Origin of the sequence: Citrobacter sp. (genome assembly GCF_050252275.1) — a bacterium.
Classification (GTDB): domain Bacteria; phylum Pseudomonadota; class Gammaproteobacteria; order Enterobacterales; family Enterobacteriaceae; genus Citrobacter_A; species Citrobacter_A amalonaticus.
The window spans coordinates 1-13,892 of sequence record NZ_JBFWLF010000101.1; the positions used below are offsets into that span (position 1 = coordinate 1).

Annotated in this window: 11 protein-coding genes; 7 read left to right on the forward strand and 4 right to left on the reverse strand. The window is 54.7% G+C overall.

All coding sequences use genetic code 11. The annotated features are described in order from the left end of the window. From AB7E14_RS10695 to AB7E14_RS10705, 3 genes are all read left to right on the forward strand, one after another. The coding region (locus AB7E14_RS10695; RefSeq protein ID WP_428169511.1) for an EAL domain-containing protein at positions 1-1,059 on the forward strand (1,059 nt) is incomplete at its 5' end. Between the two features lie 175 nt (positions 1,060-1,234). Next, entirely contained in the window at positions 1,235-2,521 is a 1,287-nt protein-coding gene (dctA, locus tag AB7E14_RS10700) for a C4-dicarboxylate transporter DctC (protein WP_042323143.1), read from the forward strand. 222 nt (positions 2,522-2,743) lie between these two features. Further along, on the forward strand, positions 2,744-4,237 hold the full coding sequence (locus AB7E14_RS10705) for a M16 family metallopeptidase (RefSeq protein WP_042998542.1): 1,494 nt from the start codon (positions 2,744-2,746) through the stop codon (positions 4,235-4,237). A 94-nt stretch (positions 4,238-4,331) separates the two neighbouring features. Here the strand turns inward: AB7E14_RS10705 and AB7E14_RS10710 are convergent, their stop codons facing one another. Further along, positions 4,332-5,261, reverse strand: coding sequence for a sugar kinase (locus AB7E14_RS10710; RefSeq protein WP_046401659.1), 930 nt, complete (start codon positions 5,259-5,261; stop codon positions 4,332-4,334). Between the two features lie 232 nt (positions 5,262-5,493). Here AB7E14_RS10710 and pdeH point away from each other — a divergent pair, with 232 nt between their 5' ends. Both pdeH and AB7E14_RS10720 read left to right on the forward strand, forming a co-directional pair. Continuing rightward, complete coding sequence (gene pdeH / locus AB7E14_RS10715) at positions 5,494-6,261, forward strand: cyclic-guanylate-specific phosphodiesterase (RefSeq protein ID WP_216081937.1); 768 nt, start codon at positions 5,494-5,496, stop codon at positions 6,259-6,261. A 77-nt stretch (positions 6,262-6,338) separates the two neighbouring features. Continuing rightward, positions 6,339-8,399: an AsmA family protein gene (locus AB7E14_RS10720; protein ID WP_044267258.1), complete on the forward strand. Its 2,061-nt coding sequence runs from the start codon at positions 6,339-6,341 to the stop codon at positions 8,397-8,399. 45 nt (positions 8,400-8,444) lie between these two features. Here the strand turns inward: AB7E14_RS10720 and AB7E14_RS10725 are convergent, their stop codons facing one another. From AB7E14_RS10725 to AB7E14_RS10735, 3 genes are all read right to left on the reverse strand, one after another. Beyond that, a complete protein-coding gene (locus AB7E14_RS10725) occupies positions 8,445-9,767 on the reverse strand; it encodes an MFS transporter (RefSeq protein ID WP_042998538.1) in 1,323 nt (440 codons plus the stop codon). Between the two features lie 353 nt (positions 9,768-10,120). Continuing rightward, positions 10,121-11,149, reverse strand: a complete 1,029-nt coding sequence (yhjD, locus tag AB7E14_RS10730; RefSeq protein WP_044253716.1) for an inner membrane protein YhjD — start codon at positions 11,147-11,149, stop codon at positions 10,121-10,123. A 47-nt stretch (positions 11,150-11,196) separates the two neighbouring features. Then, positions 11,197-12,096: a LysR family transcriptional regulator gene (locus AB7E14_RS10735; protein ID WP_042998536.1), complete on the reverse strand. Its 900-nt coding sequence runs from the start codon at positions 12,094-12,096 to the stop codon at positions 11,197-11,199. Positions 12,097-12,215: 119 nt separating this feature from the next. On the opposite strand from AB7E14_RS10735, the gene AB7E14_RS10740 reads away from it, so the two are divergent. Both AB7E14_RS10740 and AB7E14_RS10745 read left to right on the forward strand, forming a co-directional pair. After that, positions 12,216-12,974, forward strand: coding sequence for an SDR family NAD(P)-dependent oxidoreductase (locus AB7E14_RS10740; protein ID WP_042998535.1), 759 nt, complete (start codon positions 12,216-12,218; stop codon positions 12,972-12,974). Between the two features lie 358 nt (positions 12,975-13,332). Beyond that, on the forward strand, positions 13,333-13,892 hold a 560-nt coding region (locus tag AB7E14_RS10745; protein WP_428169512.1), incomplete at its 3' end, for a response regulator transcription factor.

The window sequence follows — 13,892 nt, forward strand, 5'->3', positions numbered from 1 at the left end:
ATGGTGCTCGCGCAGGTCAGCGGTTACGATTTTGCCATTATCGCCCACGGCGTCAAAGAGCCGTGGCACGCGATCACATTAGGTCAGCAAGTACTCACTATCATCAATGAGCGACTGCCGGTGCAGGGGATCCAACTTCGCCCAAGCTGCTGCATTGGCGTGGCGATGTATTACGGCGATCTCAGCGCCGAACAGCTCTACGGGCGCGCGGTATCCGCAGCGTTTACCGCCCGGCGCAAGGGCAAAAATCAGATTCAGTTCTTCGATCCTGAGCAGATGGAAATCGCCCAGAAACGGCTGACCGAAGAGAGCGATATTCTCACCGCGCTGGACAATCACCGCTTTGCCCTCTGGTTGCAGCCTCAGGTGGAGATGAGCAGCGGCAACGTGGTCAGCGCCGAAGCGTTGCTGCGTATGCAGCAGCCGGACGGGAGCTGGGAATTGCCGGAAGGGTTGATTGAGCGGATTGAGTCCTGCGGCCTGATGGTCACCGTGGGCCACTGGGTGTTGGAAGAATCTTGTCGTCAGCTCGCAGCCTGGCAGGAACGGGGGATCACGCTGCCGCTGTCGGTCAATCTGTCAGCACTCCAGTTGATGCACCCGAATATGGTGTCAGACATGCTGGAACTGTTAAATCGTTATCGTATCCAGCCGGGTACGCTCATTCTGGAAGTGACGGAGAGTCGGCGGATCGACGACCCGCATGCCGCCGTGGCGATACTGCGTCCGTTGCGTAACGCCGGCGTGCGTATCGCGCTGGACGATTTTGGCATGGGCTACGCGGGGCTGCGCCAGCTCCAGCACATGAAATCCCTGCCCATCGACGTGCTGAAAATCGACAAAATGTTTGTCGATGGCCTGCCGGAAGATAACAGCATGGTCTCGGCGATTATCCTGCTGGCGCGCAGTCTGAATTTGCAGATGGTGGCGGAAGGCGTCGAGACCGAAGCGCAGCGTGAATGGCTGGCGCAGGCGGGGGTTGAAATCGCTCAGGGCTTCCTTTATGCCCGTGCGGTACCCGCTGAAACCTTCGAAGAACGTTATCTGAAGCACAATTGATGTGATTACAATACTTTAAAAAGGTCCGGCTTGTGCGAGCCAGCTCAAGGTTTTTAACATTTTTGTTTCAATTATGATCCTGGTGCATTTCTGTGATGTTGTCTGGGTGTTATTTTAAGGCCGCAGGTTAACCAAAACCTTATAAGACCTGTGGTTTTTACTTCAAGGACACCCTATGAAAATCTCTCTGTTTAAAAGCCTCTACTTTCAGGTCCTGACAGCAATTGCCATTGGTATTCTCCTTGGCCATTACTACCCTGAATTAGGCGCACAAATGAAACCGCTTGGCGACGCGTTCGTTAAGCTGATCAAGATGGTCATCGCACCGGTTATCTTCTGTACTGTCGTGACTGGCATTGCAGGCATGGAAAGTATGAAAGCGGTGGGCCGTACAGGTGCAGTTGCGCTGCTTTACTTTGAGATTGTCAGTACGATTGCGCTGATCATTGGTCTCATCATCGTTAACGTGGTACAGCCCGGTGCCGGGATGAACGTCGATCCGGCAACGCTGGATGCGAAAGCGGTAGCGATTTACGCCGAACAGGCAAAAGACCAGGGAATCGTAGGCTTCCTGATGGATATTATCCCGGGCAGCGTCATTGGCGCCTTTGCCAGTGGTAACATCTTGCAGGTTCTGCTGTTTGCGGTGATGTTTGGTTTTGCCCTGCATCGTCTGGGCAGCAAAGGCCAACTGATTTTCAACGTCATTGAAAGCTTCTCGCAGGTCATTTTCGGCATCATCAACATGATCATGCGTCTGGCGCCAATCGGGGCGTTCGGGGCGATGGCGTTTACCATCGGTAAATATGGCGTGGGTACGCTGGTGCAGTTGGGGCAACTGATCGTTTGCTTCTACATCACCTGTATCCTGTTTGTGGTTGTTGTGCTGGGTTCGATCGCCCGTGCAACAGGCTTCAGCATCTTTAAGTTTATCCGCTATATTCGTGAAGAACTGCTGATCGTGCTGGGGACGTCCTCTTCCGAGTCTGCGTTACCGCGTATGCTCGACAAGATGGAAAAGCTTGGCTGTCGCAAGTCGGTTGTGGGGCTGGTGATTCCCACCGGCTATTCGTTTAACCTTGATGGAACCTCGATATACCTGACGATGGCGGCGGTGTTTATCGCCCAGGCCACCAACAGTCATATGGATATCTTCCATCAGATTACGCTGCTGGTGGTACTGCTGCTCTCCTCGAAAGGGGCGGCGGGCGTGACCGGAAGTGGCTTTATCGTGCTGGCGGCCACTATCTCTGCGGTTGGCCATCTGCCGGTTGCCGGTCTGGCGCTTATCCTCGGTATCGACCGTTTCATGTCTGAAGCCCGTGCGCTGACCAATCTGGTCGGTAACGGCGTGGCAACGGTCGTGGTCGCGAAGTGGGTGAAGGAACTGGACCACAAGAAGCTTGATGATGTGCTGAATAATCGTGCACCTGAAGGCAAAACGCACGAAATATCCTCTTAATTTCGATACTTATGACCGCAGTCCCTTGTGGGGCTGCGGGCTCCTGCGCATAATTGACCCCTGGGCCCGAATCCTTCAACATGGAGGTATCGGGTTTATTTCACTTCTTCCGTGACATTTTCATGTTCTTGCGGTCTAACACGAAGTGTTTTTAACGTCATATTCAGACAAGCCTAACTGGGGTTGTCTTTTTATTACCAGGATTGTTGATCAGGGGTTCACATGCAGGGCACAAAAATTCGACTTTTAGCGGGCGGTTTGCTGATGATGGCCACTGCTGGCTATGTGCAGGCAGATGCGCTCCAGCCTGACCCAGCATGGCAACAGGGGACGCTGGCGAATGGTTTACAGTGGCAAGTGTTAGCCACCCCGCAGCGCCCCAGCGACCGTATCGAGGTCCGCCTGCAGGTAAATACCGGTTCGCTCGCCGAAAGTACTCAACAGAGCGGTTTCAGTCATCTTATTCCCCGTATTGCGTTAACCCAAAGTGGCGGCCTTGATGCCGCGCAGGCACGTTCACTGTGGCAGCAGGGTTTTGACCCTAAACGTCCGATGCCGCCCGTCACCGTCTCTTACGACTCCACACAGTACAATCTCAGCCTGCCCAATAACCGCAGCGACCTGCTGAAAGAGTCGCTGAACTATCTGGCGAACACGATGGGCAAACTGACGATCACCCCCGACGTCGTCAATCATGCGCTAAACACAGAGGACATGGTCACCACGCTGCCCGTCGATACGAAAGACGGCTGGTGGCGCTATCGTCTGAAAGGGTCGGCGCTGTTGGGTCACGATCCTGCCGAGCCGGTAAAAATGCCGGTGGACGCGGAGAAAGTGCATGAGTTCTACCAGAAGTGGTACACCCCAGACGCGATGACGCTGATTGTTGTCGGCAACGTTGATGCGCGGTCGGTGGCCGAGCAAATCAACAAAACCTTTGGTGAACTGAAAGGGAAACGTGAAACCCCTGCGCCGGTGCCGACGCTCTCGCCGTTGCGTGCGGAGGCGGTGAGCATTATGACCGACGCGGTGCGCCAGGATCGTCTCTCTGTCATGTGGGATACGCCGTGGCAGCCGATTCGCGAGTCTGCCGCGCTGTTGCGCTACTGGCGCGCGGATTTAGCGCGTGAGGCGCTGTTCTGGCACGTCCAGCAGGCGCTGAGTAAGAACAACGCGAAAGATATCGGCCTCGGCTTTGACTGCCGCGTGCTGTTCCTGCGCGCGCAGTGCGCAATCAACATCGAATCGCCAAACGACAAGATTTCCGCCAATCTGAGCACCGTGGCGCGTGAACTGGCGAAGGTACGTGATAACGGCCTGCCGGAAGAAGAGTTCAACGCCCTGGTGGCGCAAAAGAATCTGGAACTGCAGAAACTGTTTGCGACCTACGCTCGTACCGATACCGATATTCTCATCAGTCAGCGTCTGCGCTCGCTGCAAAATCAGGTCGTAGATATCGCGCCTGAACAGTACCAGCGTTTGCGTCAGGACTTCCTGAACAGCCTGACCGTTGAGATGTTGAATCAGGATCTGCGTCAGCAGTTGTCGCAGGATATGGCGCTGATTCTGCTACAGCCGAAAGGCGAACCGGAATTCAACATGAAAGAGTTGCAGGCGACGTGGGATCAAATCATGGCGCCGGTGACTGCCGCGGCGACACCGGCAGAAACGGATGATGCGCATCCGGAAGTGACAGATATTCCGGCTGCACGGTAGGGTGGATTGCCTGATGATGCTGCGCTTATCCGGCCTGGAAGAACGCGTTTCCCGGGCCGGATAAGGCGTTTACGCCGCGCCTGCGGCGTTGGTCTTACTGCGGCATGGCGTCGCGTGGGATAATCGCCCCGCGATGCTGAATAACGGTGCTGGCGGTCAGGTGGCCTCGTTTGGCAGCGTTAACCGCATCGCCGCCGGTCAGGCGAACGGCCAGATACCCGGCGCTGAACGAATCGCCAGCGGCGGTGGTATCGATCACTTTTTCTTTCGGCAGTTTCACCGCAGGAACGTCGATCGGTGCGTTACCGTCGACAGACACCAGGCACGAATCCGCACCGCGTTTCACCACCACTTCCTGCACACCCGCGGCATGCGTCCGTGCGATCACCTCTTCAACCGGCTTCACGCCCCAGAGCAAATCTTCGTCGTCCAGCGTCAGGAAGGCAATATCAGTGCATTCCAGCATCTTCTGATACACCTGCCGGGTCTCTTCTTTGCTGGCCCACAGGCGCGGACGATAGTTGTTGTCGAAAATCACTTTCCCGCCGTTGGCGCGGCATTCTCGCAGCAGCGACAGCAGTTTGTCGCGGCTGGATGGGCTCAGGATCGCGAGGCTGATACCGCTCAGGTAGAGATAATCAAAGGTCGCCAGCTCTTCGCAGATAGCCGCTGACTGTTCGCTCTCCAGCCAGAATTTCGCTGCTGCTTCGTTGCGCCAGTAATAGAACGTCCGCTCACCGGTGCTGTCCGTCTCGATGTAGTAGAGGCCAGGCAGACGGTTTTCCATGCGCTGCGTCAGCGAGGTATCCACGTTTTCGCCTTGCCATGACTCGAGCATCTGCTGGCTGAAACTGTCCGTGCCCAGCGCCGTGACGTAGTGCACGGAGAGCGCCGCAGCATCAACCTGACGGGCAATGTAAACGGAGGTATTCAATGTGTCGCCACCGAATCCGCGCTGAACATCTGCGCCTTTCTGTGACAGCTCAATCATGCATTCGCCAATCACGGCAATCTTTTTGGACATAGTCGTGAACCTGCTTAAAAAAAGTTAGCGTTAGTGTGCGCTGTGGGTGTTAGGTGGTCAATCATATTAAAACAACGTTCCAAAATTTTTTTTGAGCCAGTCCGTATTCTGCATTGATTTTTACAAAACCGTTTTCGATTTTGCGCGAGGCTGAACATAAAGTTCTCCGTCCGAAGGCCGATAACCTTTGACGAGTCGGGGCAGTAACACACTTAATCACGGGACATCTGAGATGATAAACCAGGTTATCCAGCAGCGAAGCAATTCCGAGGCGAGCGTTGAAAGCTTGCAGGATCGGCGCTTTTGGCTGCAGTGCGAGCGTGCTTACACTTATCAGCCGATTTACCGGACCGACGGACGCCTGTTAGCCGTTGAGCTGTTGACGGTGGTGACGCATCCGGACAACCCAACCCAACGTATCGCGCCTGACCGTTATTTTGCCGGGGTGGCGGTGCGCCATCGCATTGATATCGTCAAAGAACAACTTCAGCTACTGGAGCAGAAGACCGACTTTTTCCAGCGTCATGAATTGCTGGCCTCTGTGAATGTCGATGGCCCGACGCTCTTCGCCATGCGCCAGCAACCCAACATGGTGCAGATGATTGAGCGGATGTCGTGGCTGCGTTTTGAGCTGGTCGAACATATCCATCTACCAAAAGAATCCTCGTTTGCCAGCATGTGCGAATTTGGTCCGCTGTGGCTGGATGATTTCGGCACCGGGATGGCGAATTTCTCTGCGCTGAATGAAGTCCGTTATGACTACATTAAAGTCGCGCGCGAACTGTTCGTGATGCTTCGCCAGACGCCAGAGGGGCGCAATCTCTTCACCATGCTGCTGCAACTGATGAACCGCTATTGCCGCGGCGTGATCGTTGAAGGGGTGGAAACGCTGGAAGAGTGGCGCGACGTACAACGTTCTCCTGCCTTTGCTGCACAGGGCTATTTTCTGTCGCGCCCGGTCCCGTTCGCCTACCTCGATGAGGTCATTCTGTCACTGTAAAAACCGGCAGTTTCCGCTAACTCCGTCTGGCTGGACTATCTTTAGGACAGGCAAGGAAAGACGTGAGGATGCTAACTATGACCAAAGCCGGAAAAATAACTGCAGTGATAACAGGGACTTTCTTGTTGTTGATCGTGGTCGTTATCGTGTTGATAGCGACATTTGACTGGAACCGCCTCAAACCGACCATCAACCAGAAAGTCTCTACCGAACTTAACCGACCGTTCGCTATTCGCGGTGATTTGGGCGTTGTCTGGGAACGCCAGAAGCAGGAGACCGGCTGGCGCAGTTGGGTGCCGTGGCCGCACGTACATGCTGAAGATATTATCCTCGGCAATCCCCCCGACATTCCTGAAGTGACGATGGTGCACCTTCCCCGCGTCGACGCGACGATCGCCCCGCTGGCGTTGTTAAGCAAAACCGTCTGGCTGCCGTGGATCAAGCTGGTGAAACCCGATGCGCGGCTGATTCGCCTGTCCGAGAAAAACAATAACTGGACCTTCGACCTCGCGAATAGCGAAAACAAAGACCCGAATGCGCAGCCGTCTGACTGGTCCTTCCGGCTGGACACTATTCTCTTCGATCAGGGGCGGATCGCTATCGACGATAAGGTCAGTAAAGCTGATATTGAGATCCTGGTCGATCCGCTGGGCAAACCGTTGCCGTTCAGTGAAGTCACGGGAAATAAAGCGAAAGGCGATAACGCGAAGGTTGAAGACTACGTATTTGGTCTGAAGGCGCAGGGGCGATACAACGGCGAACCGCTCACCGGAACGGGAAAAATGGGCGGCATGCTGGCGCTGCGTAGCGAAGGGGCAGCGTTTCCGGTACAGGCCGATTTCCGTTCCGGCAATACCCGGGTGGCGCTGGTGGGCGTGGTTAAGGACCCAATGAAGATGGGCGGCGTCGATCTGCAACTGAAATTCTCCGGGGATTCCCTGGGTGAGCTGTACGATCTGACGGGAGTGCTGCTGCCGGATACGCCGCCGTTCGAAACGGACGGTCGGCTGGTGGCGAAAATCGATACCAACGCATCATCGGTGTTTGACTACAGGGGGTTCAATGGGCGGATCGGCGACAGCGATATTCATGGTTCGCTGACCTATACGACAGGGAAACCGCGTCCGAAGCTGGAAGGAGAGGTGGAATCGCGCCAGCTCAGGCTGGCGGATTTAGGACCGCTGATCGGCGTCGATTCCGGTAAAGGCACAGAAAAAGCGCAGCGTTCGGAACAGAAAAAGGGCGAGAAGAGCGTACAACCCGCGGACAAAGTACTGCCTTATGACCGCTTCGAAACGGACAAATGGAACGTGATGGATGCCGATGTGCGCTTTAAAGGACGGCGTATTGAACATGGCAGCAGCCTGCCTGTCAGCGATCTCTCGACCCACATTCTTCTGCAGAATGCCGATCTGCGTCTGCAACCGTTGAAGTTTGGTCTGGCGGGCGGCAGCATCAATGCGAATATCCATCTGGAAGGGGATAAAAAGCCAATGCAGGGGCGTGCGGATATTCAGGCGCGGCGTTTAAAACTGAAAGAACTGATGCCGGACGTTGAACTGATGCAGAAAACGCTGGGGGAGATGAGCGGTGACGCCGAATTTCGCGGGACCGGGAATTCCGTGGCGGCGCTGCTGGGTAACAGCAACGGCAACCTGAAACTGCTGATGAACGACGGACTGATTAGCCGCAACCTGATGGAGATTGTCGGTCTGAACGTCGGGAACTTCATCGTCGGGCAGATCTTTGGCGATGACGAAGTGCGGGTTAACTGCGCGGCGGCGAATCTGGATATCGTAAACGGCGTGGCGCGCCCACAAATTTTCGCGTTCGACACTGAAAACGCGCTGATCAACGTCACCGGGACGGCGAGCTTTGCCTCCGAACAGCTGGATTTGACCATCGACCCGGAGAGCAAAGGCATCCGCATTATTACCTTGCGTTCGCCGTTGTATGTGCGCGGAACGTTTAAGAACCCTCAGGCGGGGGTAAAGGCCGGGCCGTTGATTGCGCGTGGCGCGGTAGCCGCGGCGCTGGCGACGTTAGTGACGCCTGCCGCCGCGCTGCTGGCGCTGATTTCACCGTCAGAAGGTGACGCCAACCAGTGCCGGACGATATTGTCGCAGTTGAAGAAGTGATGCGCAGTGCCGGGTAAGGCGTCGCCTCTACCCGGCATGTAAAGATTACAGCGACTGATGACGCGTTTCGTGAGTTAACAGCAGCGCGATCAGGGTTAATGCCGCCATCGATGCCAGGTAGGTTCCTACGGCGGCAAGACCATAATTGGACTGCAACCACGCGGCGATATACGGTGCGACGGATGCCCCGAGAATCGAAGAGACGTTATAGGAGAACGATGCGCCGGTGTAACGCACTTCCGTCGGGAACAGCTCAGGCAACAGTGCGCCCATCGGCCCGAACGTCAGCCCCATCAGGCTCAGCCCAAGCAGCAGGAAGGCGAAGACCAGCGCCGGATTGCCGGATCCCAGCAGCGGTTTAAAGGCGAACAGCGCGAACAGGATAATCATTGTGGTGATGATGACCATGCTCTTGCGGCGACCAAACGCGTCTGCGAGCAGACCGGCGACCGGCACCATCACGCCAAAGCCAATGACCGCCATCATCAGCATCCACAACACGTCGTTGCGCGGCAGGCCCAGACCGACCGGCGCAGCGGCGGTACTGAACGTCATCGAATACACGGTCATGATATAGAACAGCGTATAGGTCGCCAGCATGATGAACGTGCCGAGAATGGTCACGCGAACGTGTTTAGTCAGCAACGTACCCAGCGGGATTTTCACCTGTTTTTTCGCGGCGGCCACTTTAGCGAAAACCGGCGTCTCATGCAGGGAAACGCGGACGTACAGGCCGATAATCACCAGCACCGCTGAGAAGATAAACGGAACACGCCAGCCCCAGCTCATGAACTGCTCATCCGTCAGCAGCCAGGAGAGCAGCAGGAAGGTGCCGTTAGCAAAGAAAAAGCCAATCGGTGCGCCCAGTTGCGGGAACGAGCCATACAGCGCGCGCTTACGCGGCGGGGCGTTCTCTGTCGCCAGCAGCGCCGCGCCGCCCCATTCACCACCCAGTCCCAGCCCCTGCCCAAAACGAGCCAGCGCCAGCAGAAGTGGGGCGAAAATGCCAATGGTGGCATAGCCTGGCAGCAGGCCGATGATCACCGTTGAGATCCCCATTGTCAGCAAAGACGCCACCAGCGTCACTTTACGTCCTACCCGATCGCCAAAGTGGCCGAAGAGCGCGGAACCAATTGGACGCGCGACAAAGGCGATGGCAAACGTGGCGAGCGACTGTAGCGTTGCCGCTGTCGGGTCGCCCTGCGGGAAGAAGATGTGCGGGAAGACAATCACGGCGGCGGTCGCATAAATATAGAAGTCGAAGAACTCAATGGCGGTGCCAATGAGCGAGGCGACGACGACCTTATTGCGCGAATTGACCGGAGTATGTTCCTGTTCGTTATCGAGTGTGGTGGCGGTTGCTTGCATAGTATTTTCTTATTTTTTGGCGAACGAACGGCCATATTACGCACAGCAAAAGCGACAATTCAATCTGTAACAATCGCTCGATATGGTTAAAAATCAGGCAAAAAGCGAATAATGTTTGCGCCTGCGATTTCTCGTCCATGAAATGCTTCACATAATTTAAAAATGAGTGGATAAAACTGGTTTTTGGTTAAATAAAAGTTAAGGACTGGATTTATGTGCTAAATGAACGGAGCGAGGCGGAAGTAAGTGCCTGAACATATTGCCGGATGGCGACGTAAGACACTTATCTGGCCTGGGTAGCGGGTGAAAGGTAGGCCGGATAAGCACAGCGCCATCCGGCATAATACCGCGCATCAACGGTGCGTTTTGCCCGGCATCCGGGGATCGTCTTTGTATTCGGCGGTTGCAATCCACGCCGCGCAGAACAGCGTCAGACGTGCGAAAAAGTAGAAGAACGCCATCAGTCCTAGTACGGAACCAAACGCCGCGCCGGAAGGGGATTTCACCAGCGCCGGCAGCGTCCAGGTCATGATGATTTTAATGACTTCAAAGCCAATCGCCGCAATCAGCGTGCCGCGAATCAATGCCTTTTTACGTGGACGATGACGCGGCAGACGCCAGAAAATCCAGAAGAACAACAGGTAGTTGGCAAAAATGGAGATCGCCAGGCCAATCAACCGCCAGGTGGGCTTTAGCCACTCGATGCTGTCGAGATAGAGGGCGGAGATAATCATCTGTTGCGCCGAACCGGCGACGGAAGTGATCGACAGCGTCACAATCAGTGCAATCAACAGGCCAATCAGTGAGATGAAATCGCGCAGGTATTTGATCCAGATTTTTTCCTGATCCTGCGGCGTGCGCTCCCAGACGTCCCGCGACTGGGCGCGGATCGCCTCGCGCAGGTTGCCCATCCAGTTAATCCCGGAGTAGAGGGCGATCCCTAACCCGACCAGACCAACGGTGGTACGCTGCTGTACCGCCGTATTGATGGTGCTTTTCAGCGTAGCGGCAAGCGTCGGGTCGCTGACGTTCATCAGGATTTTAGTGAAGATGTCCTGCAACAGCGTGGGATGCGAGGCAAGAATAAAGCCTGCGGCGGCAAACGACACCATCAGGATGGGGATCATCGACAAAAACGAGAAGTAGGTAATGGCCGCGCCGAACTGGTTCCCTAACCGATCGTTAAAGCGTTCAGCCGCGCGGAGCAGATGCGCAATCACCGGAATGCGCTGGATTTTTTCGACGGTGGTGGTCACCGTTTTCAGCGTCTCGCTGGCGGTGCTTTTCTTCTCGTGCTCGGCGTCCCCGGTCGTGTCGATTTTGCGTACCGGGTCGTGTTCAAGTTCCTGAGTGGGGCGTTTTACGTCGTTATCCTGCATCATCAGGTCAGGCGTCCTTTTTTTGTTAATTCTCTGGACAGTATAGCGTCTCAGTCCACGTAGTCCTTCATTACCCCGGTCAGCCACTCCATAAACAGGTGCACACGGCGTGAAAGATTACGCCGGTGCGGGTAAAGCAGCGATACCGGCATCGGCAAGGCGCGGTATTGCGGCAGCACCTCAACGAGCGTGCCATTGCGTAACGCCTCACGAACCCCGACGCGCGGAACCTGAATAATTCCCAGCCCAGCCAGACAGGCGGCGTGATAGGTTTCGGTGCTGTTAACCGTTAGCGTACCGCCGGTTTTTATCCACTGTGTCCCGCTGCTGGTGGCGATTTCAAAGCCCGGCGGTCGTGTTCCCAGATTTTGCGAGTAATGCACCACCGCATGGGAGGCGAGGTCTTCAAGGCTTTCCGGATAGCCAAAACGCGTCAGGTACTGTTGGCTGGCGCAGTTGATCACGGTAAGCTTGCCCAGCGGACGCGCGATCAGGCCCGAGTCTTTCAGCGTGCCGACGCGCACCACGCAGTCAAAACCTTCGCGGATCAAATCCACCAGTCGGTCACTGCTGCTGAGCTCCAGTTCAATCCCAGGGTACTGCTGCAAAAAGGCGGGCAGGCGGGGGATCACCAGATTTCGCGCGACGCCAACCGGCATATCGACCCGTAGCTTACCGCTGATGCTGGTGGGATCGTGCTGAAACAGACCGTCCAGTTCATCCAGATTGCTCAACAGATCTTTCGCCCGTTCGTAATAGACCATGCCGTCCTGCGTCAGTTGTACCCGCCGCGTGGTGCGGTGTAAAAGCTGGGTGCCAAGATGGTTTTCCAGCGCCTGAATCTGGCGCGATACGCTACCTTTCGGGAGTCCGAGCGTGTCGGCAGCGCGAGAAAAACTCTCCAGCTCTGCGACACGAATGAATAACTGCATTGCATGAATTTTATCCATCCTGTAGCCCTATTGTTGTTCCAGATGAAACAGTCATGCGCAATTAGCGACATTTATTGTTTTTCTATCACCTAATAAGCTTTACCTCAATCCACACAACAGCTGAAATGAGGTTTCTTATGACGCAACGTATCGCATTGGTGACCGGCGGGAGCCGCGGGCTGGGTAAAAATGCCGCGCTTAAGCTGGCGGACAAAGGAACGGATATTCTCTTTACTTACCACAGTCAACAGCAGGCGGCGCGGGATGTCGTCGCTGAAATTGAGCAAAAAGGCAGGAAAGCGGCGGCAATTCAATTGAATGTCGGTGATAGTGCCAGTTTTGCAGCTTTTGCCTCTGAGGTGAAAACGCAACTGAATACTCACTGGAACAGAGAGACGTTTGATTATTTAGTGAACAATGCCGGGATCGGGCTATACGCGCCGTATGCTGACACCTCAGAAGAGATGTTTGACGAACTGATGCGCATCCATTTTAAAGGCCCGTTTTTCCTGACGCAGCACCTGTTGCCGTTGATTAACGAGGGCGGACGTATTCTTAATGTTTCAACCGGGCTGGCGCGTTTTGCCCTGCCGGGGTATGCCGCCTACGCGTCAATGAAAGGGGCGATGGAAGTGCTGACGCGCTACCAGGCGAAAGAACTGGGTGCGCGTGGGATCTCGGTGAATGCCATTGCGCCCGGCGCCATTGAGACCGATTTTGGCGGTGGCCATCTGCGGGATAATAAAGAACTGAATGCGTATGTGGCTTCGCAGACGGCGCTGGGCCGCGCCGGTTTGCCCGATGATATTGGCGATGCGATTGCGGCGTTACTAAGCGACGAACTGGCATGGATGACGGCGCAGCGTATTGAAGTCTCGGGTGGGATGTTCCTGTAAGCTGAATTCAGCGAGCCTTTACGTGCGATGAATGATCATGAAATGCGAATTTTAATTCTGTAACATAATTTCGCGCAGGCGATAATTTCTTTTCTCCTGCGCGTTCGTTATTCTCACTGAAATTAAATTTTCAATTAAGATAGTGGGTAGTGAAATATAAGGAATTTCTTAAGTCATTGCCCGTTTTTTATCCCCGGATGTAATTCTCGTGTTTCAGCTGTAAAAAAATGTTTTTTTACTTCTCTCCCGACGTGATATCTGTAAAATGGCCCCCTGCCAAATGGCGAATGTTTATTTTACCCATCGGGTAATACCCTTCCCCTCCTTAATGTTATTATCGGAAACGGTGGAGAGAGTAATGCAAATCATCATGTTTGACAGGCAGTCAATATTTATTCATGGAATGAAAATCAGTTTACAGCAACGAATTCCAGGAGTGAGTATTCAGGGTGTCAGTCAGGCCGATGAACTCTGGTATAAACTGGAAGAAAACCCGGAAGCCCTGCTCATGCTGGATGGCGATCTTGACGGTGAGTTTTGCCGTTGGATCCTGCAAAAAACGGTGCAACAGTTCCCCCTCGTCAAAACCTTAATTATCGCGACGGACTGCGCGAAAAAAGGTTTACAGGAACTGACGCAATATAATGTGCTCGCGATTATTTCCCGCGATTCTGAACCGGAAAAATTTGTACTGGCGATCAATAGCGTTGCGATGGGGATGATGTTTTTACCTGGCGAATGGCTAACGACTCCGGCTGCGGAATATCGTGATATTCATGCATTAAGCGCCCGGCAGAGGGAAATTTTGACGATGCTGGCATCAGGCGAGTCAAATAAGGAAATTGGCCGGGCGTTAAATATCAGTACCGGAACGGTGAAAGCGCATCTTGAATCACTCTACCGCCGACTGGATGTTAA